At 35.7% G+C, this 19,361-nt stretch carries 18 protein-coding genes and 1 tRNA gene; 5 read left to right on the top strand and 14 right to left on the bottom strand.

The genetic code is table 11. The features are described from left to right. Positions 1-37 precede the first annotated feature (37 nt). The gene (locus tag ABMA70_RS11090; RefSeq protein WP_392993498.1) at positions 38-958 is read left to right on the top strand and encodes a lysophospholipid acyltransferase family protein; all 921 of its coding nucleotides are present in this window, start codon (positions 38-40) and stop codon (positions 956-958) included. Continuing rightward, entirely contained in the window at positions 951-1,895 is a 945-nt protein-coding gene (locus ABMA70_RS11085) for an NAD-dependent epimerase/dehydratase family protein (RefSeq protein ID WP_158246850.1), read from the top strand. Before ABMA70_RS11090 ends, ABMA70_RS11085 begins: the two co-directional genes overlap by 8 nt. An 11-nt stretch (positions 1,896-1,906) precedes the next feature. Here ABMA70_RS11085 and ABMA70_RS11080 read toward each other — a convergent pair whose 3' ends face one another. Next, a complete protein-coding gene (locus ABMA70_RS11080) occupies positions 1,907-3,811 on the bottom strand; it encodes an alkyl sulfatase dimerization domain-containing protein (protein ID WP_103217722.1) in 1,905 nt (634 codons plus the stop codon). Between the two features lie 270 nt (positions 3,812-4,081). Between ABMA70_RS11080 and ABMA70_RS11075 the strand changes: the two genes are divergently transcribed. Then, positions 4,082-4,167, top strand: a tRNA-Leu gene (locus ABMA70_RS11075). A 203-nt stretch (positions 4,168-4,370) separates the two neighbouring features. On the opposite strand, the gene ABMA70_RS11070 is transcribed toward ABMA70_RS11075, so the two are convergent. The 7 genes from ABMA70_RS11070 to ABMA70_RS11040 all read right to left on the bottom strand — a co-directional run bounded on the left by ABMA70_RS11070 (position 4,371) and on the right by ABMA70_RS11040 (position 11,928). Then, positions 4,371-4,772 carry a hypothetical protein gene (locus ABMA70_RS11070; RefSeq protein ID WP_103217693.1) on the bottom strand — a complete coding sequence of 134 codons (402 nt, stop codon included), beginning with the start codon at positions 4,770-4,772 and terminating at the stop codon, positions 4,371-4,373. Between the two features lie 119 nt (positions 4,773-4,891). Further along, positions 4,892-6,997 (bottom strand): hypothetical protein, encoded by a 2,106-nt coding sequence (locus ABMA70_RS11065; RefSeq protein WP_103217692.1) that lies wholly within the window; start codon positions 6,995-6,997, stop codon positions 4,892-4,894. A gap of 149 nt (positions 6,998-7,146) precedes the next feature. Further along, the gene (locus ABMA70_RS11060) at positions 7,147-7,995 is read right to left on the bottom strand and encodes a restriction endonuclease (RefSeq protein ID WP_392993503.1); all 849 of its coding nucleotides are present in this window, start codon (positions 7,993-7,995) and stop codon (positions 7,147-7,149) included. Further along, positions 7,995-8,555 (bottom strand): AAA family ATPase, encoded by a 561-nt coding sequence (locus ABMA70_RS11055; protein WP_392993506.1) that lies wholly within the window; start codon positions 8,553-8,555, stop codon positions 7,995-7,997. Before ABMA70_RS11055 ends, ABMA70_RS11060 begins: the two co-directional genes overlap by 1 nt. Further along, positions 8,555-9,895, bottom strand: a complete 1,341-nt coding sequence (locus tag ABMA70_RS11050; RefSeq protein WP_392993507.1) for an MBL fold metallo-hydrolase — start codon at positions 9,893-9,895, stop codon at positions 8,555-8,557. Before ABMA70_RS11050 ends, ABMA70_RS11055 begins: the two co-directional genes overlap by 1 nt. Positions 9,896-9,981: 86 nt before the next feature. Further along, positions 9,982-10,803 carry an S-formylglutathione hydrolase gene (gene fghA / locus ABMA70_RS11045; protein WP_392993510.1) on the bottom strand — a complete coding sequence of 274 codons (822 nt, stop codon included), beginning with the start codon at positions 10,801-10,803 and terminating at the stop codon, positions 9,982-9,984. A gap of 3 nt (positions 10,804-10,806) precedes the next feature. Continuing rightward, positions 10,807-11,928, bottom strand: coding sequence for an S-(hydroxymethyl)glutathione dehydrogenase/class III alcohol dehydrogenase (locus tag ABMA70_RS11040; protein WP_103217687.1), 1,122 nt, complete (start codon positions 11,926-11,928; stop codon positions 10,807-10,809). 98 nt (positions 11,929-12,026) lie between these two features. Here ABMA70_RS11040 and ABMA70_RS11035 point away from each other — a divergent pair, with 98 nt between their 5' ends. After that, a complete protein-coding gene (locus ABMA70_RS11035; protein WP_392993513.1) occupies positions 12,027-12,905 on the top strand; it encodes a LysR family transcriptional regulator in 879 nt (292 codons plus the stop codon). Here the strand turns inward: ABMA70_RS11035 and ABMA70_RS11030 are convergent. The 3 genes from ABMA70_RS11030 to ABMA70_RS11020 all read right to left on the bottom strand — a co-directional run bounded on the left by ABMA70_RS11030 (position 12,902) and on the right by ABMA70_RS11020 (position 14,494). Continuing rightward, positions 12,902-13,387, bottom strand: coding sequence for a hemerythrin domain-containing protein (locus tag ABMA70_RS11030; RefSeq protein ID WP_103217685.1), 486 nt, complete (start codon positions 13,385-13,387; stop codon positions 12,902-12,904). The genes ABMA70_RS11035 and ABMA70_RS11030 overlap by 4 nt on opposite strands. Positions 13,388-13,501: 114 nt before the next feature. Then, a complete protein-coding gene (locus ABMA70_RS11025; RefSeq protein ID WP_392993517.1) occupies positions 13,502-14,020 on the bottom strand; it encodes a hemerythrin domain-containing protein in 519 nt (172 codons plus the stop codon). Between the two features lie 138 nt (positions 14,021-14,158). After that, positions 14,159-14,494 carry a DOPA 4,5-dioxygenase family protein gene (locus ABMA70_RS11020; protein WP_103217683.1) on the bottom strand — a complete coding sequence of 112 codons (336 nt, stop codon included), beginning with the start codon at positions 14,492-14,494 and terminating at the stop codon, positions 14,159-14,161. A gap of 85 nt (positions 14,495-14,579) precedes the next feature. Here ABMA70_RS11020 and ABMA70_RS11015 point away from each other — a divergent pair, with 85 nt between their 5' ends. After that, a complete protein-coding gene (locus ABMA70_RS11015; RefSeq protein ID WP_103217682.1) occupies positions 14,580-15,992 on the top strand; it encodes an anion permease in 1,413 nt (470 codons plus the stop codon). Here ABMA70_RS11015 and ABMA70_RS11010 read toward each other — a convergent pair. From ABMA70_RS11010 to ABMA70_RS11000, 3 genes are read right to left on the bottom strand one after another with little or no spacing between them, the layout of a single operon-like run. Beyond that, on the bottom strand, positions 15,984-16,727 hold the full coding sequence (locus ABMA70_RS11010) for a succinate dehydrogenase/fumarate reductase iron-sulfur subunit (protein ID WP_103217681.1): 744 nt from the start codon (positions 16,725-16,727) through the stop codon (positions 15,984-15,986). The two genes, ABMA70_RS11015 and ABMA70_RS11010, sit on opposite strands and share 9 nt — an antisense overlap. A 6-nt stretch (positions 16,728-16,733) precedes the next feature. Next, the gene (locus tag ABMA70_RS11005) at positions 16,734-18,641 is read right to left on the bottom strand and encodes a fumarate reductase/succinate dehydrogenase flavoprotein subunit (protein WP_103217680.1); all 1,908 of its coding nucleotides are present in this window, start codon (positions 18,639-18,641) and stop codon (positions 16,734-16,736) included. Beyond that, positions 18,641-19,306: a succinate dehydrogenase cytochrome b subunit gene (locus ABMA70_RS11000; RefSeq protein WP_103217679.1), complete on the bottom strand. Its 666-nt coding sequence runs from the start codon at positions 19,304-19,306 to the stop codon at positions 18,641-18,643. Before ABMA70_RS11000 ends, ABMA70_RS11005 begins: the two co-directional genes overlap by 1 nt. Positions 19,307-19,361 lie beyond the last annotated feature (55 nt).

Here is a 19,361-nt window from a genome sequence, read left to right as displayed (position 1 = left end):
AATAATAGATCGTCCCCTATTTTACAAAAAGATAAGTATGATTTCATTAGATTTTTTAGCAAAAAAATTCAACTCTTTTGAACAGGTTCTTGAAAGTAAATTTTCAAGTTATAAGGACTTACTAACCAGTGAAGAAAAGAGCACTCTCGAAAGTACTTATCAAAGTCTTTTAAAGATTTATGGGGAGACAGAAGACCCTTGGGGCCTAAGTGTTCCAAAAGCCAAGAAGAGTTTTGAAATTCTTTATACAATTTATCGCCACTACTTTAAGGTGCGTTTATTTGGTAAAGAGAATATCAAAAATGAACAGTACATGGTTATATCCAATCACTCAGGTCAAATCGCCATTGATGGCCTCATGATTGGCTGTGCCTTCGCTTTTGAAAATGAACCACCTAGAGTTTTAAGGCCAATGGTTGAACGCTTTTTTACAGCTCTTCCGTTTATTAACAAATGGTCTTCTGAATGTGGTGCCGTTTTAGGTGATCGTGATAATTGCCTTAATCTTCTGAAACGAGGAGAATCTCTTCTTATCTTTCCAGAAGGTGTAAGAGGCGTCTCGAAGAGCACAACTAACTATTATAAAGTTCAAGAGTTCACGCCGGGATTTTTTAGAATGGCACTAAAGAGTGGTGTAAAAATACTCCCCGTTGCAGTTGTTGGAGCCGAAGAGATATTTCCTTATGTTTACCAAGCAAGCGCAGTTGCTAAAATCTTGAAGCTTCCAGCACTGCCTATAAGTGCAAATTACTTCCCACTCCCATCACCTATTGATATTCATGTAGGTAAACCAATAGAATTACCAGAAGATATTGATGCAGATAGTGAGGATAGCTTAATTAATCCACATATTCGAGAAATAGAAAGAGTCATTCAATCAATGCTTACTGAAGGTAGGAAGACACGTAGACCTTGGGCATTTTCTAAAAAAATGAATGAGGATAACGGCGATGAATAATAAACGCTCTATCTTAATCATTGGTGCTTCAGGAGGGCTAGCAAATATTCTATGTGGAATTCTAGCAAAGCGTATGCCTGATGCAAGAATCATTGGAATTGATTCTCGAAAGATGAAAAACGAAGTTGATTTCGATAATTATACATTTCATCGTATGCGATATACACGACGAAATTTTGAAAAGCTCTTTCGTGAAAATAGATTTGAATCGATCTATCAAATAGGAAGGATTACTCCTCCCGGAGGAAGTGCCGAGGAACGCCTAAGTTTCAGTCTTGTTAATACCAGTAAAGTATTGGAGCTCGCGGAAAAGTATTTGATTAAAAAGTTTATCATGCTTTCTACCTATCACGTTTACGGGGCACAACCAGACAATCCTGTATTTATAAATGAAGACTATCCACTAAAAGTTAGTATTAAGCACCCTGAGCTTCGTGATGTAACTGAAATCGATGCACTATGTACAAATTGGATGTGGAAAAACAGAGAAAATATCGAAACGGTTGTCCTTCGCCCTTGTAATATTATAGGACCTCAAATTGATAATACGATTTCAAGATACCTAACTTCTAATATGACTCCTGTGCCAATTGATTTTAATCCTATGATGCAATTTATCCATGAATACGATATGGCAAATATTTTATTTCAAGCATTAGATAAAATTCCAACAGGTGTCTACAATGTTGCTCCAAGTGAAACGATATCACTCCAAGAGGCAAAGAAGATTACAGGTACAAGGGATATTCCATTTCCAGTTTTCACATTAGAAGTTCTTTCAAAAGCGATCAGAAAGATCTGGCCGTTCCCGAGTTATTTCATCGATTTCGTTATGTATTCATGTATTATTGATAACACGAAAATACATCAATATATTCCGGAAGATATTTACCAATATAATTGTAGAAAAACCCTCTCGTTAATACGAAAGGGTTAGTTTTTTAATAATCATTCTTCTTCACTGGCCAGCGTACGTTCTTTTAGCACATTCAGGGCCGGATCATTTTCCCAATCATAGATAATATCGAAATTTGAAAAGGCTTCGATAACTTCTTCTCTCGTTCCTTTTTCAATTCCAATATCTGCACTAGCGATAAAGTCATCAACAGTTCCTAAATTATTATAAATCTTTGTAAACGTATCTTTGTTCATGTGCACTTCAATATCCTTCATCTTCTCAATCATCTTCCTATCAGTAACAAAATCAACAACGGCATTTCTTATATGTAGGCCATACTTTTCATCATAACCGAGATTCACTGCAATGAACTTATCAGTCCCTTGAGATCGTCCGGGATTAATTCTAATGCGATAATTATTAACAAACGCACTTGCATTATTTCTTACTTGTACAAATGTTGCTGGTGCATTTTTAATAATGGCAACCTTACCTTCTGCTTTTCTTGCTTGACTCAAGGCCCAACTACGAGCAGTTGTAGCAAGGCTTCGATAGCCAATTTGTTTTAAACAATTTGCTTTGATTTGATTATTATCATTACTATTATTAATTCGAACAAGGTAATTAGCTAACTGACATGACCACTGATAATCTCCGTCTCGATATGCATAATCAGCTAGCGACTTAACTCGTGTCTCCCCCCCCATCGCAAGAACAATTCGCTTCGCTTCATCATCAGGATGAAGCTTATAAAGATTTGTTGCATCACGATCAAAATGTCCAAAAATAGCTGTATAAATACGAGGAGGCATTGATGAAACTGTTCCATAATTTTCAATCAATGTAGGTTCACTTTTTAAATAATCAGGAATTTTCACAAAGTATCTTAGTTCATCAGGACCCATTCCAAGAGAGATACCTTTTAAGGTTTGATCTAACACAAACGAGAGGCCATCTTGATAACTTTGAAGTCGTTGTGCTATTTTTTCTCGTCCCCTTAGACTAGTAGAATGTGTACTCATAAGGATTTCTGGTTTAAGTTTTTTTATAAACTCAACTGACCTTTTCCAATCTTCTGGGTTACGATACTTACCTCCTCTTAGACTATAAATATTCGGAAACCAGCCCCACATAATATTATTCAGTACCGCCTTTTTAGATGGAATATGGACGAGAACTTGATTCGAGGTATCTGTACCGATATCTTTAGTATAGAAAGTCATATCAACACCAACAATTGTTAGACGTTGTCCATTACGAACAGGAGTATTTACAGGAACAAAGCCATCATTATTAGGTATTACAGTATTTTTAAAACGTGCATCATCACCTTTATCTGGAAGGTATAGATTAAATTGCTCAACTGTTCTGGCCATTAAAACACCACTAACTTCAGAGTGTAGAGCTTCAACTCCTCCTGTCATCGCCATAACTTTATTTGTATTTGGATGACCAATTATCTTAATATTTCTATTACCTCTACGTTTTTCTTCTTCAACAAAGTACTTTGCACCAAGACTATAATGTTCATGTGAGTATATGATTGCTCTAACAGGATACTGAGTAACTTTTCTTAACTCTTTATAAAAGATGCTTGCATCGTGTTCGTTATCGCCTGTATCGTAGACGATTACGCCATCGTTACCAATGATAAAATGTGAGTTTACAATACTATCGCTTCCAATTGTATAGAGACCGCGTCCTAAGTTTAAAGTAGTTAATTTATCATATGAACCACGCTTTGAACTTTCCTGCGGTAATTTCCAATAATCGAAAGTTTCCTTAGACACAAGGGCCCCATTATCAAGCTTTGATAACTTCTTATCCTTCGACTTCATCATTGGATTATCATGGAGTAGTGTATTAGTGCTAAGAGCGCTTCCCATAAAAGATGTGCCTCTTCCTACAAAAAATGAGATAACACATAAAATTAAAACGAGAAATCCAACTTTCATATATTCTTCCTTTGTAGAGTTTCTTCAAAGAGTCTTTCGACATATAACAAAGAAAGAAGTACCTAAGTTCAGTTAAGCAAAGTGAAAAAAAATTAACTAAAGAAACAGGCTCTCACCAAAACTGGAAAATACATAGGTCCGCAAAAGCGCTCTTATACAGAAATCATTTATATTTTCCAAAACAAAAAACGCACCATGCGTCAACAATGCGCAGAATTTTTAACAATTGACTGATTTCCTTGAAATGAATAGACTTAATCTATTCTCAATGGCCCGGTGGTGGAATGGTAGACACAGCGGATTCAAAATCCGCCGGTAGCAATACTGTGCGAGTTCAAGTCTCGCCCGGGCCACCATAATAAAAAAGCCCAGGTTTATCCTGGGCTTTTTTATTATTGTTGCTTGGGTATAGAACTTGAATTTGATTCGAGTTTAGGAGCAGGATGCGACGTATGCCAACGAAGGCAGGGCAACCAATCGCTCCTGCTCATGGTTGCATACAAAACATCCTGTTTATAAGCCGAAGTTGGCCAAGTCTCGCCAACTTAAAAACAAGCCCCTACTCTAAATCATCAAATGAAATAGTCCACTTGTATGGATTAAACCCACAAGAAGAACCAGTAATTGTCGCTTTTGAAATTTGCGTAAATGAGTTGATCATTACTGTAGGAACTTCGACACGATCAAAAAGATACACTAAGCTAGTCGCTTCACTATCTTCTAGAAGGTAAGTCATATGGCCTGCATTTAGGCTCCATACGGCCGGATTGTATCCTTTAATACTATCAATAATATTAAATTCAACTTTAGTACAAGGTCCACTTACTTGAAGCTCAACTTTATATTGATTAGCAAGTTTAACTGCAACTTGAGTTTCTTCATTAGTTAGATTCTTTGTTACAGTCTTTGCCATAACATTTAGTGATACTAGTGAAATTAGAGCTATGATCATTGATTTCATCAATTATCTCCTGATTAAAGTTTTAAAAATACTTGTGACTTATAGCATGCGTGAACACTTAAACAAGAGAACATAAATAAAATACACATTAAAAAAGCCAGCTTTAAGCTGGCTTTTAATTATCTAGAAATTGTTGAAAGATTTGAGCACTTGTTAACTTTATAGAATTTTTGAAGTCCAACCGTTTTATCTCGATTATTGATGATTTCCATCATAATCTGTCCAAGACGATCGCCTCGTAAACCTTTTTGACCAAATTTATTATCAAGGTAATCTTGTGCTTCTTCTAGCGAAAGCTTTTTTCCATAAAATTCAATATTACGAACAACACCTTCGGCTTCTGCAAGAGAATACTTCTGACCTTCAACTTCAACATCTTCACGTCCAAGCTCTCTTTGCATTGCGATCTTCTTTAGATAATTTCTTGCTGTGATAATACGACGAGCAAGGATCGCTGAATCATTATGAGATTTAATTCTCTTTCTATCAGCATTGTCTGCATCACCAAAGATATCATTATTAGTTGCGATGAAGTCATAACCTAGCTCTGAAAGTTTTTGAGCATATACCCAAATCTCTCTTGTCGTTTGCACATCAACACATGCGTTAAGTTGAGCATCTTCGCCAAGTTTTGCTGAATTACCAGACTTAGTGATCTCATAATTCTTTTCAAGATCTTTATACTTTTGATTAAAGTTTTTATTTTGCTCTTCAGAAAGGCTTCTCATTTTATCTAAGAACTCGCGTCCATACTTTCCATAAACATGGTTACGAACGATATCAAGAGACTTAATAATTTCTCTTAAATCACCATCTTTTGAATCTACAGAAGAATACTCTTTCTTTGCAATAATGGCAGCTAGGCGATTATCAACTTCAGAAATAGCACCATAAGCATCGGCAATCGCCTTCTCTCTCTTTTTTAGATCATCACTTTTAAGAAGCTCTTTATATTCTTTTACAGAGATACTCTCTTCACCTAGTGAGATTAAATATGTGTCATCAAAGTTGTCACGGGCCTTCTTTCTCTTAGCTTGAATATTATTTAGAACTCTATTGAATGAGCTGGCCATATCTGCAAGGAATAGCTGATTAAAATCCTTAACACTCATCTCCATAAGCTCCATTGCATTATCAAGTTTGCTTAGTTTTTGTTTGAAAAGCATATTTAAGAAACGATCCGCTCCTTGTGATTCTGCGATATATTCATTTAAGTATTCTTCTAGCAACGGTTTTGAGTAAGCTAATTCTCCTAGGATCTCAGCTTGTTGGTATGTTGCAGATTTACCAGGCTTATCAGAAAGAGGTGTTTTCATTTTCTCATAAAGACCTACTATTAGTTTTTCAACATCAGCATCAACTTTTGCAACTTCAGCTTCTTTAATTTTCTCAAACTCAGCTTCTACACTTTCTTTTGCCTTCGTAAGAGATTCTAACTCTTTCTTTACCTGCGCAACTAATGCTTTAGATATCTCTTTATCAGTATAATGTCTGTCCGTATCGATATCGAAAACCTCAAGGGCCTTTACTTGGTTTCTAACGTCGTAGTATGCACAGTTAAGCTTTACAAAAGTATTGATATCTTCTTCATTTTCAAACTGAAAACGGTCATTAAAAATATTGTTAATAAATCGTAAAATTGAAGCAACAGCTAATCCACCGTAGGCAACTGTTACACCAGATGGTGAGTATAAACCAAATTGCGAAAATGTTTGGATAACATCTGCCGAGCGCTGAAGAAATGGAGTTCTATCAAGACTTGAACACTTATTATTTGAAAAGAGCGTGTTTACTCCATTCATAACCTGCATTAAAGGGATACCATTAATATCTACTTCATCTGCAGAAGGAATAACATCAACTGTTTCTTTTCCCTGCTCTTCTTTTAACTTATTTAATTCCTCTTCAAGTTCATTTGAACTGTTAAGGACTTGTTCGATTAATGATTCATTACCATCAAAGCAGTCATCTTTGAAAACTGTTACAATGGCCTTTAAACTACTTAATGCTTCTTCATAAGAGCGCGTATTATTTAATGGACAAAATTCAGGACGTGTAAGCGGAAGCTTATTGCGAGTAACAACCTCTTTAATATTGCCACCAAGCTTTGAATCAAGCTTGCTATACTTTAGGGTTTTAACATAATTCTCAAAATCACCAGCTGTGGCAGTTACCGAAGTGGCCAATAAAAGAGACGACAGAACTGTAGACATTACTCTTTTCATAATTATCTTCCTCCAAAATTACGCATAGCAGGATTATGCCATTTTTATGAACGATAATTAGAAAATATAGGTTTTGCTGTAATAATTACTTAAGGTAACACATTGAAATCACGTCCAAACCTATCAGTTAACTAACATAAATAAGGTAGTTAGCTCTTGCTCATCAAGACTTTTATTTCATTTAAAACTTTTCGAACTTCACTATCGCTAAGATCAAGTGCTTTTAAGCAAGCTCTATTAACATGCTTGATAACCACAATACCTTTATCAAGAAGCCTCTTTTTCTCTCTCGCTCTTAGAGTCGATAAAACTGTAATTGGATAGATTCGATAGCGTTGAATCAAATCACAGAATGTATTCTTTTTTGGATAATTCATCGAAAATAACATTAAGTCGACACCCTTAGCATACTTAATTGCATCTTCTGAAAACTGTGTATTTGAAATTAAAGCATATTGAAAATTTAAGTGTGGATTAGCTTCTTTAATATCGAGATAACGAGCATAAACATAAAGAGGTATTTTCACATCATTTTTATAATACTTTCGATTATGAAACTTACACTCACAGTATATATCTCCGTCGGCCCTTGAAGCAACGACATCAACTTCATGCTTAACAAATTTTCCTTTCTTAACTACTGAAACTTGAGTTTTATACCCCTTGGCCCTTAACATTTCAGCACAAAGAATTTCAAATGGATATCCAGTTGGGCCTAATTTATAGATGGCCCTCTTAATATTGTAATTTGCAGCATCGAGTTTAGATCTTCTCTTCAGAGCACGGTAAGTCTTTTGATGAATTGCAGTTGAAGTTGAAAATGGATCAAGTTCTTCAGCAATTTCTTTAACAATCTCTTGGCTTGCTTTTTCAGAAACCCCTGCAGCTTCTAAACTTCTCTTAAATTTTTTCTTATCAAATTCTTCAAAAGTCTTATTAACTTTTTGAATAATATATTTAAGCTTTTTTGTTTTCTTACTCTTCTTGCTGCTTTTCATTATTTGACTACTGTTTTTAAGATTTCTACACCACTGATAATTTTATCCATAAATGATTTCTTACTATCAACAAAGTAAAAATTAGGATGAACTGACCATATCTCTTTTAACTTACGATCTAATTCAATTGCCTGTCTGTTTGTCTCACTTCGGTAGATATTATTACTCGTAATATCACCTCCGGAGTTGGCACCAGTTTCAAAAAATATGACTGCATCATAACGATTCAGTTCCTGTTCATAAGTAGAATTAATCTTATCGAAAAAAGACCCACAACCATCTGGCCAATATGCCATACCATCTAATGTTCCTCGGTCACAAAGAAGAATTTTACCTGGGTTTTGTTTTTCATAGATTGACTCTAAGTTTATTTGATAATCGTAGATCATTTTTTGAATATCTTTTACAACTTCAGCTCTTTTATCTCTTGCTACACCACTTTGAAAAACTGAAGTAGCAGCTTCGGGAACAACAACTATATTTTCAACTAACTCTCTTTTAAATAGATCTAGTGCAGTAGTCTTTCCTCCACCAGGTCCACCAGTAACAACAATTTTCATTATTCCCCCAAAATATAATCAATGCCATCTTCAACATTGATCGCCTCTACACCCAAGCTCTCTTTTATCGTCTTTACAAAGTTAATGACGACTGGCTCTTCTCCGTGATTAACGAAAACCTTTTTTAAGTTTGAACCTGATTTTTTAATATAATCAATCAATTCGTCACGATCAGCATGGGCCGACATTGACTCTAATTTTTCGACATGGGCCCTGACATTCATCGTATGCCCAAGAAGATAGATTTCTTTTTCATTATCAACTAACTTTCGACCGATCGTCCCCTCACCTTGAAAGCCAGTTATTAGAACTGTATTATTCTCATGTTTTGCATACATATCCATATACTTAAGAATCTTCCCACCACTTATCATTCCTGAGGAACTTATTAGAATAAATGGCTTCTTAGCGCGAGCTAGTTTCTTTGTATCACTACTATATTCAACAAATCGTACTTTTTTCATTGCAGAGATAAATCGCTCAGAATCAACTTTTAACTTTTCGGCCATTTGCATATATAGCCTTGTTACACGAACTCCCATTGGAGTATCCAGATAAATTGGAATATCTATATCCGGATACTTCTCGAAAAGTTCAAATAGTGAGTAGATAATAACTTGAGTTCGTGCAACCGCAAAAGCAGGAATAAGAAGTACACCTTGAGTAGATATTATTCTCTTAATATGTTTTTTAAGTACTAATTGAGTATCTTCTTTCTTATGAAGGCGATCTCCATAAGTTGATTCAATCACAAGATAGTCTGATTCTGTTTCTTTATGAGGTGCCATGTGAATAAGATCATCCTTACGGCCAACGTCTCCTGAAAAACAGATTTTGGACTCTCCATTATCAAAGATAATACTAGAAGCACCTAAAATATGACCTGCTTCTTCAAAAATATAACGAAAGTCGTCTCCGTACCATTGACCTTGTTCTACAACTTTAAAATATGTCATTGTTTCATCTACATCATCAAGGCCATAGAGAACTTCTTTAATTTTCCTTTCTTTAAAATCGTACTCTTGAATATTTGCAGAATCTCTTAAGATTATTTCGACAATCTTCTTTGTTACTTCAGTACAATATATTTTACCCTTAAAGCCATTCTTAACTAATACAGGTAAGTAGCCAGAGTGGTCATAGTGAGCGTGAGTAAGAAAGATTGCATCAATTTTTGAAATATCAAAATCTGGAAGTTTTTGATTTAAATCACTTAAATCTTTTCCTCCCTGAAACATTCCACTATCGATGAGAATATTCTTACCATTTATATGTAGAAAAGTTTTTGATCCAGTTACCGTTGATGTAGCGCCATAAAATGTGAGTTTCATTTTTTCCATGGCATTAATTATATCGACAATTCCATCAAATTCATAACTAAAGTAAATAAAAAAGGGCCCGTGAGGCCCTTGTCTTTAATTATAAATTAAGAAATTAAGTGTTTGAGATGATCCTCGATAAATGAGGCGATGAAATAGTAGCTATGATCATATCCTTGGCGATAATTTACCGTTAGCTCTTGATTAAACTCTGCACAAATATCTTCAAAATTCTTTGTCTTTAATTGTTCTTCAAAGAATTCATCAGCAAGCCCTTGCTCAATCAATATTTTCTTTGCATGAGTCCTGCCACTCTTGATCAACTCACAAGCATCGTACTGCTTCCATAAATTCTCATCATTGCCTAAATACCCAGTAAAGGCTTTTTGCCCCCAAGGTACTTGCGTTGGATTTACGATTGGAGAGAACGCAGAGATAGCATGAAATAATTCTGGATTATTTAAGCCGATAACAAGTGCTCCGTGCCCACCCATTGAGTGACCAGTAATCGAAAGCTTTGCATTTCCAAAGGCATCCTTTAGTAATGGAACAAACTCATTAACGATATAATCATACATCTTATAATGGTCTTTATAACCATCTGTAGTCGCATTTAAGTAAAATCCAGCACCTGAACCAAAATCATAACTATCATGCTCACCAGGAAGCTCAAGTCCTCTTGGAGAAGTATCAGGACAAACGATCATTGTATTTGTCTTAGCAAGGTGAAATTGAGCACCTGCTTTTGTTATGAAATTCTCTTCCGTACATGTAAGGCCAGATAACCAAATGATTATATTTTCAATTTTATCAGTATTAGGCTTGAAGTATGAAAACTTCATATCTGTCTTTGTAACTTTTGAAGAGTGGAGACAGAATGCTGTCTCCCCTTCAAATGATTTATGACTTTTTAATTTTTCAAAGCTCATGAATTAACCTTCAGCATTAAAATCAATAACAGTTCTAATTGCCTTACCTTCGTGCATTAGATCGAAAGCTTCATTGATTTTTTCTAATGGTAATTTGAAAGTTACAAGATCATCAAGATTAATTTCGCCTGACATATAACGATCAACATAACCTGGAAGTTCTGTTCTCCCCTTTACACCACCAAAGGCACTACCACGCCAAACACGTCCAGTTACTAGTTGGAATGGACGAGTACTGATTTCTTGACCTGCACCTGCTACACCAATAATAATTGATTCACCCCAACCTTTGTGACAACACTCTAGAGCTGCTCTCATTAAGTTAACATTACCAACGCACTCAAACGAGTAATCAACACCACCGTCAGTAAGTTCAACGATAACATCTTGAATTGGCTTGTCATAATTTTTAGGGTTAACAAAGTCAGTTGCACCAAACTTCATTGCCATTTCTTTCTTATCATCATTAATATCAATAGCAATAATTCTTCCAGCTTTTGCCATCTTTGCACCTTGTAGTACCGATAGCCCAATTCCACCAAGTCCGAATACTGCAATTGTTGCACCTTCTTCAACTTTAGCAGTATTGAAAACTGCACCGATTCCAGTTGTTACACCACAACCAAGAAGACAGATTTTATCTAGAGGAGCTTCTTTACTAACTTTTGCAAGAGATACTTCAGCAACAACTGTGTATTCAGCAAAAGTAGAAGTTCCCATATAGTGATGAATCATTTTTCCATCTTTAGAGAAACGGCTTGTTCCATCTGGCATAAGACCTCTACCTTGTGTCTCACGAACAGAAGAACAAAGATTTGTTTTTCCTGATTTACACATTTTACAAACACCACACTCAGCAGTGTATAGAGGAATAACGTGATCACCAACTTCAACACTAGTTACACCTTCACCTACTTCAACAACAACTCCACCACCTTCGTGACCAAGAATTACAGGAAATAGACCTTCTGGATCTGCTCCAGAAAGAGTGAATGCATCAGTATGACAAACACCTGTAGCATGCATCTTTACAAGAACCTCTCCCTTCTTTGGTCCTTCTAAATCAACTTCTTCAATTTTAAGTGGCTCATTTGGGCCCCAAGCAACAGCAGCTTTTACTTTCATATATACCTCCAGAAAAATATTCTTTTATCTTGATGCATCATTATATAGTGAAACCAAATTGTTGACAATTGTGACATCATTCGACACATTGTTTACATATGGAAACAATAAAGGATTTAAGTCATATTTATAGTTTTATAAAAGTTGCACAATTTCGATCATTTACGAAAGCAGCAGATGCCCTTAATGTCTCTCGTTCACATTTAAGTAAAGCAGTGAAGGAACTAGAAGACAAACTTGGTCAACCACTTCTAAAAAGAAATACGCGCTTCATTGACTTCACAGACTTCGGTAAAAACTACTTTGAAATATGTGCAATTCATATCCAAGAAATAGAAAGATTTACTAAACAATCTAAAGAGAGCTATGAATCCACTAAAGATAAAATAAGAATCTCTTTGGCCGGAGCATATGGAGAAGATATCATTGCTCCAATGATTTCAAATATCATGATGAAACATCCGGGAATCGAAGCAGAACTTGAGTTCTCTACTGAGCTAATTGATATAACTTCTCATGAGTTTGATCTTGCTATTCGTGTAACAGCTAAAAAGCCAAAGAAAGGTTTTGCTATTCAAATTGCTGATCGTAAAGAATTTGTCTGCGCATCACCAAATTATCTAAATAAGTTTGGACATCCCAAAAAACCAAAAGACCTTAGCTCTCACAATTGTCTCATTGGAAATAATGATACCTGGCAATTCTATAATGAAGATCAAAAAGAAAGTATTAAAGTAAGAGGAAATTTTAAGAGCTCCAATGGACGAGCACAAATGAACGCAGCTCTTCAAGGTCTTGGTATTTGTAAACTACCTGGTGTTTATGTTTTAGATCATATTAGAAATAAGACGTTATTGCCTTTGCTTAGTGAGTACACGAATCAGTCGATTCCGATTTGGGCCGTTATGCCATCAAAGAAATCAATTTCACCGACAGTGAAATTGATCCTTCAAGAATTTGGTGTTGTACTTTTTTAAACTGCAGCTCCATTTCTATTTTCATATTGCGAAACAAATGAATACATAACTTCATTTTCATAGTTCATATGTCGGCATAGATTATCAACGGCCTGTCTTACTTTTAGATAAAGATTCTCCCATTCTGGGCAACTCTCTTCTTGTAGTTCATAATTTTGCACCATTTGAATTAGACCTCTAAGTTCTTCTTCTTGTTCCAAATGCTCATTAGTCATTTCTTTAATATACTCATATGCATCGCTGCAATTTTCCCTAAGTATTAAAGGAAAAATATATCGCTCTTCATTTTGCATATCCGCTTCAAGTGTAATCCAAAACCTCAAAAGAAATTCAGAGATACCGCTTGGGGCACCATGCTTACCTTTTGATGATTCTCCTACAGCCTGAGATAAAATAATTAGACTTTTAAACTCTGTACGAATTTGTTGATGAAAAGAAACAAGCTTAGCCACCTGATCTTTAAAATTTGAAACTTTACTCACTTACTTTACCCCTGCAGTAATATCTATACTTCAAATAAGTATAGCAACCTACGCATGGCGCAATATGATCTACGTCAGCTTTGTTGTTTTATGACCTAAATCAACTTCTACTATTTAGCTAATTTTAAGTTTTAAATCTGATGGAGAAACTATATCAACACTATGCCCATCATAAATTTGGTAAGAATTTATCATCTGTGCAAATATCTCACCTTCGTAATTTAAATGCTCCTCAAGTGTTCTAACAACTTCGGTAGTACGATTAACAAGCTCTTTCCAAAGCTCACATGAATTCTCATTAACTTTGTATTGTAAAACATAATCCACCAGAACTTTCAGTTCACTCTTTAATTTAGAGTGAGTTCTCAATGCTTCATTCGCCTTTTCATAAGCTCGTCTATCAATGTCTTTTATTAATGAAGGAAAGATATATTTTTCCTCTTTTTGAGTAAGGGCCTCGAGAGTTACCCAGAATTTAATCAAAAAGTTGGTGATATCCTTTGGCACATCGATATGGTTTTTACAAACTCTATCGACTTCTTGAGACAGGACAATTAATTCCTTAAAGGCCCTACTCACTTTTTGATGTTCTTCCACGAGGCCATCGACCTCTCCCAGCAGTACATCGGTCATTCTCTCCCCCTTGCGATGGTTTAAATGCTAAACAATTATATCCTATTTAGGGGAAATACTTTGTGTGTGTTCTATTAATCTTTGACACTAACGATAAAATTAATCGAAATTTCGATAAATTGAATTTCAAAAACAATCTTATTTTATTGGTTTAAACATAGATAGTTTCAGATCTAAGATCTCACCCATCCATAGCGTATTTTGAGTATGATCTAGATAATCATCTCCAGTATTTGCATGAGTAAAAACGGTAAGCCCACTTCTATTTTCAAGTAACCAAGGAATCATGTCATTTAACTTTTCTGGAGAAAATAAGAACTGACAACTCCAGCGAGGGTGAGGCCCTACTTCTTTTTGATGTGCTCTTCCTACTTCAACATAACTTAATTTCTTAACCTGCTCGATAACCTCTAGGGCCTTCTCGTAAGTTGATTCATCGTAATATAAGTGTGCATGATATGATGTAATTTCCATGTACGCATCTTCTTAAATTTTTTCTTAAATTGCAACTTCTCCTTCAACAATATTAAAATCAATTTATTTAAAAGGGATAAATAATATGAAATCTGAAGTTCGATTAATCAGACTTATCTGTGTTCTTGCGTTAGGAGTATTTATTTGGCATCAACAAATCCCAGATGGATTAGAGCCTAAAGCGTGGTATCTCTTTGCTATCTTTTTAAGCACCATCTTAGGTATTATTATTAAGGCAATGCCAATGGGCTCAATGTGTATGGTAGGACTTGCTATAAGTCTTTTTACTCAAACATTGAAAATTAAAGCTGAAGCCTTATCTGGATTTTCTAATAGTACAATATGGCTAATTGTTATCGCCTTCTTCATTGCAAATGGGTTCGTAAAAACAGGACTTGGCGCACGTATCGCTTATTACTTTGTCTTCTTACTTGGGAGAAGAACACTTGGACTTGCTTATGGACTTGCAATAAGTGATCTCATTCTCGCTCCAGCAACTCCCTCAAACACCGCACGCGGTGGAGGTATTATTTTTCCTATTATGAAGTCTTTAAGCCTCAGCTATGACTCAAAACCTAACGATCCTACAAATAGAAAGATTGGTCACTTTCTTACCTTGAGCTGCTTTCAAGTATGTATGGTTACTTCAGCAATGTTTATTACTTCAATGGCGGCAAATCCATTAATACAACAATTTGCTGCAGATAATGGCGTTAAAATCACATGGGGAGGATGGGCGTTGGCTGCTATTTTACCCGGCATAATATCTTTAATCGCTGTCCCTTATGTCATCTACAAAGTTTACCCTCCTTCAATTAAAGAAACACCTGGTGCACAAGAAATTGCCAAAATGAAACTTGAAGAAATGGGTAAGATGAAAGTACAAGAGTGGACAATGATTGCAACTTTCATCTTTCTTATCGTCTTTTGGATTTTTGGAAGTACCTTAAATATAAACGCTACAACAACTGCTTTTGGAGGACTATCTATTCTTCTTATTACAGGTGTTTTAACGTGGGATGATATTAAGTCAGAAAAAGGTGCATGGGACACACTTATATGGTTTGGCGTTCTAGTTATGATGGCAGATTTTTTAAATAAGTTTGGCTTTGTCCCATGGTTTAGTAAGTATGTTGCAAACGAAGTCTCAACTCTTGCATGGACAATTGCATTTCCAATTCTAGCAGGCATCTATTTTTACTCTCATTACTTCTTTGCATCTGCTACAGCACATGTAACAGCAATGGCAGCAGTATTCATAGGAGTGGGCGTACAGGTTGGAGTCCCACCATATCTCATGGCCATCACTCTTGGCTTTTTTTCAAACCTCTTTGGTTCATTAACTCACTATGGCTCAGGACCGGCCCCAGTATTCTTTGGTTCAGGTTATGTTGATTTATCAGACTGGTGGAAAATGGGATTTCTCATATCAATTGTAAACATTCTGATATGGTTGATTATAGGAGGAGCATGGTGGAAGTTTCTGGGATTATTTTAAAAGCTTTGCCTTTAATAAACTGAAATTCATTCTGGCAATATTAGAAATAGAAATCCCTTCAGGACATTCTATCTCACATGCCCCAGTAAATGAGCAATGACCAAAATCCTCTAACTCCATCTGTTTTGTCATGGACAAAGTTCTTCTTCCTTCTTCAACTTTTCCCTGCGGTAAAAGATTTAAGTGGGTCAATTTTGCAGAAGTAAATAAAGCTGCCGAAGCATTTTTACAAGTTGCAATACATGCACCACACCCAATACATGCAGCAGAATCCATTGATAAATCAGCAACCTCTTTTCCAATAAGTATTGAGTTAGCCTCAGGAGCTGTTCCTGTCTTAGCTGTTATATACCCTCCACTCTCAACAATTCGATCTAGAGCACTTCTGTCAACAACAAGATCTTTAATTATTGGGAATGATTTCGCACGCCAAGGCTCGACAGTTATTACTTGATTATCACTAAAGCTTCTCATATGAAGCTGACATGTTGTTGTATTAGCATGTGGCCCATGAGCTCTTCCATTGATAAAAACACCACATTGGCCACATATGCCTTCTCGACAATCATAATCGTAAGCAATGACCTTCTCGCCTTTTAAAACAAGACTTTCATTAAGCATATCAAGTGCTTCGAGAAAGGACATATCTCTACTAATATTTTCAAGTTCGTATTCGACAAATTGACCATCAACTTTTGAATTATCTTGTCGCCAAATCTTAAAAGTTACTCTCATTGCTACCTACTTGTATGATCTGATTGTTGGTTTAATATATTCAAAATTGAGTTCTTCGCGATGTAATTGATACTCACCACTAGAGTACTCCCAAGCAGACACATAACTGTACTCATCATCATTACGAACTGCTTCACCTTCAGGACTCTGGTACTCTTCTCGAAAATGAGCACCACACGACTCTTCTCTTTGAAGAGCATCAAGACACATAAGTTCACCTAGCTCAATAAAGTCAGCTAAACGAAGCGCCTTTTCTAATTCGGGATTTAACTCATTATTAGAACCAGTAACTTTAACATTTTTCCAAAATTCAGATTTTAATTCTTTTATTTCAGAAATTGCTTTTTCAAGACCGGCCTTATTGCGACTCATAGCACACTCTTGCCACATAATTTTACCGAGTTCTCGATGGTAATGATCAACTGTTTTCAAACCATCGATTTTAAGAAGCATCTTTATACGTGCTTCAACTTCTTCAAGACATTTAGAAAATTCGTCATGAGATATATCTGGTTGATCATATTTCATTTCATCGGCAAGATAGTTATTAATTGTATTTGGTAAAATGAAATAACCATCAATACTTGCCTGTAAAAGAGAATTTGCACCTAAGCGATTAGCACCATGATCTGAATAATTACATTCACCTATTGCGTAAAGGCCAGGTACCGTTGTCATCAATTCATAATCAACCCAAAGCCCTCCCATTGAGAAGTGGGCAGCAGGTGAAATCATCATTGGTTCTTGATAAGCATTAATTCCAGTTATCTTTTCATACATTTGAAAAAGGTTCCCATAGCGGTCTTTTATCACCTCAATTCCCAGCCTTTCAATTGCATGTTTAAAATCTAAATAGACAGCATTCTTAAGTACACCGACACCATGACCTGAATCGATTTGCTCTTTTGCTGAACGAGAAGAAATATCACGAGGGGCCAAGTTTCCAAAACTAGGATATTTTCTCTCAAGATAATAGTCTCTATCCTCTTCAGGGATCTCATTGGCCTTTCGACTATCTCCAGCTTTCTTAGGAACCCAAATTCTCCCATCATTTCTCAATGACTCAGACATAAGAGTAAGTTTTGATTGTAATTCGCTCGATTGAGGAAGTGCAGTTGGGTGAATCTGTGTAAAGCTAGGTGCTGCAAAAAAAGCACCTTTCTTATGGGCCGCCCAAATGGCTGAACCATTACAACCAATTGCCAAAGTAGATAATCTGAAAACGCGAGAATAACCACCAGTTGCTAATACGACAGCATTTGCCATGAATTTCTTTAGTTCTCCAGTTTCTAAATTACGTGTGATAACACCCTTTGCTTTTCCATCGATAATAACGAGATCAAGCATTTCAGTACGAGGATGCATCTTAACATTACCTTGCTTTACCATTTTTGAAAGTTGAGAATAGGCAGCAAGAAGTAGTTGCTGACCAGTCTGTCCTCTTGCATAGAAAGTGCGTTGAACTTGTACACCACCAAAGCTTCGATTAGTTAGTACACCACCGTATTCTCTAGCAAATGGAACACCTTGCTGTGTAAAGTGATCAATAAGAGGAGCCGAAAGCTCTGCAAGACGATATACATTTGCTTCACGTGAGCGAAAATCACCACCTTTTAAAGTATCATAAAACATTCGCCAAACACTATCACCATCATGCTGATAATTTTTAGCTGCATTAACTCCACCTTGGGCAGCAACAGAGTGAGCACGACGTGCAGAATCTTGATAACAAAAGCAATCTACATTGTAGCCAAGCTCACCAAGCGTAGCGGCCGCACCAGCACCTGCAAGACCAGATCCAACAACAATAATTGAAACTTTCTTTCGATTTGCAGGATTAAGTAACTTACTTTCTGCTTGATAAGTAGACCATTTTGATTTTAATTCTCCATTAGGAATTTTTGCATCTAACATTACAGTTTCTCCCTAATAAAAATAACAATAGGAATAATTGCGAAGCCGAAAGTGATAATTAATGAAAAAAATCGACTACACTTATCTAGAACTTGTATATGTTTTAATCGATAGAATCCTAGTGTTTTGAACGCACTCGATAGGCCATGATTTATATGGGCGCCAAGAGGAATCATAAGTAGAGAATAAAAAATAACATAGAATGGATTCTTAAATAATTGAGTTGTAATTAAATAGATATCTTTATGGCCACTAGAATCTATCGGAATGCTCTGTCCAAAGCCTAACTTCACTCGTGCCCAAAAATTTCCCATGTGAACAACAATAAATATTAATATAATGAATCCAAGAAGCCCCATATTTTGGGAAGTCCAAGTCGTCACTTCACTATTATCTTTAAAGGCGTAATCGACTCCTTGTGAGCGTGAATTTTTTATCGTTACTCGTACCGCCATATATGTATGAATCAAAATAGCCAAATAGAGAAAAATTGAGACGACTTTGATAAGAAGATTTTCTGCCAATGTATGTGAATACAAATTATAAAGAGATTGAGCGTGAAATTTAGGCAATAGTAAAATTAAGTTTCCACCGAGATGAACAATAAGAAATAAGCACAAGAATAAACCAGTAAATGCTAAGATATACTTTCTAAAAAACAACATATAAACATCCCTTCTTTAAAAGAATTATAAATTAGGGAGTTCATAAAACCTAGAT

It is taken from the genome of Halobacteriovorax sp. XZX-3 (assembly GCF_043196495.1).
GTDB lineage: Bacteria > Bdellovibrionota > Bacteriovoracia > Bacteriovoracales > Bacteriovoracaceae > Halobacteriovorax_A.
This window is presented reverse-complemented; position numbering and strand designations above follow the sequence as displayed.

Bases quoted from the DNA above. Each gene is read 5' to 3' on its own strand.
- ABMA70_RS11070 (WP_103217693.1), bottom strand. From the start codon at position 4,772: ATGAAATCAATGATCATAGCTCTAATTTCACTAGTATCACTAAATGTT.
- ABMA70_RS11005 (WP_103217680.1), bottom strand. From the start codon at position 18,641: ATGTTAGATGCAAAAATTCCTAATGGAGAATTAAAATCAAAATGGTCT.
- ABMA70_RS11060 (WP_392993503.1), bottom strand. From the start codon at position 7,995: ATGAAAAGCAGCAAGAAGAGTAAGAAAACAAAAAAGCTTAAATATATT.
- ABMA70_RS11085 (WP_158246850.1), top strand. From the start codon at position 951: ATGAATAATAAACGCTCTATCTTAATCATTGGTGCTTCAGGAGGGCTA.
- ABMA70_RS11040 (WP_103217687.1), bottom strand. From the start codon at position 11,928: ATGAAAGTAAAAGCTGCTGTTGCTTGGGGCCCAAATGAGCCACTTAAA.
- ABMA70_RS11035 (WP_392993513.1), top strand. From the start codon at position 12,027: ATGGAAACAATAAAGGATTTAAGTCATATTTATAGTTTTATAAAAGTT.
- ABMA70_RS11020 (WP_103217683.1), bottom strand. From the start codon at position 14,494: ATGGAAATTACATCATATCATGCACACTTATATTACGATGAATCAACT.
- ABMA70_RS11090 (WP_392993498.1), top strand. From the start codon at position 38: ATGATTTCATTAGATTTTTTAGCAAAAAAATTCAACTCTTTTGAACAG.
- ABMA70_RS11065 (WP_103217692.1), bottom strand. From the start codon at position 6,997: ATGAAAAGAGTAATGTCTACAGTTCTGTCGTCTCTTTTATTGGCCACT.
- ABMA70_RS11010 (WP_103217681.1), bottom strand. From the start codon at position 16,727: ATGAGAGTAACTTTTAAGATTTGGCGACAAGATAATTCAAAAGTTGAT.
- fghA (WP_392993510.1), bottom strand. From the start codon at position 10,803: ATGAGCTTTGAAAAATTAAAAAGTCATAAATCATTTGAAGGGGAGACA.
- ABMA70_RS11000 (WP_103217679.1), bottom strand. From the start codon at position 19,306: ATGTTGTTTTTTAGAAAGTATATCTTAGCATTTACTGGTTTATTCTTG.
- ABMA70_RS11015 (WP_103217682.1), top strand. From the start codon at position 14,580: ATGAAATCTGAAGTTCGATTAATCAGACTTATCTGTGTTCTTGCGTTA.
- ABMA70_RS11080 (WP_103217722.1), bottom strand. From the start codon at position 3,811: ATGAAAGTTGGATTTCTCGTTTTAATTTTATGTGTTATCTCATTTTTT.
- ABMA70_RS11025 (WP_392993517.1), bottom strand. From the start codon at position 14,020: ATGACCGATGTACTGCTGGGAGAGGTCGATGGCCTCGTGGAAGAACAT.
- ABMA70_RS11050 (WP_392993507.1), bottom strand. From the start codon at position 9,895: ATGGAAAAAATGAAACTCACATTTTATGGCGCTACATCAACGGTAACT.
- ABMA70_RS11055 (WP_392993506.1), bottom strand. From the start codon at position 8,555: ATGAAAATTGTTGTTACTGGTGGACCTGGTGGAGGAAAGACTACTGCA.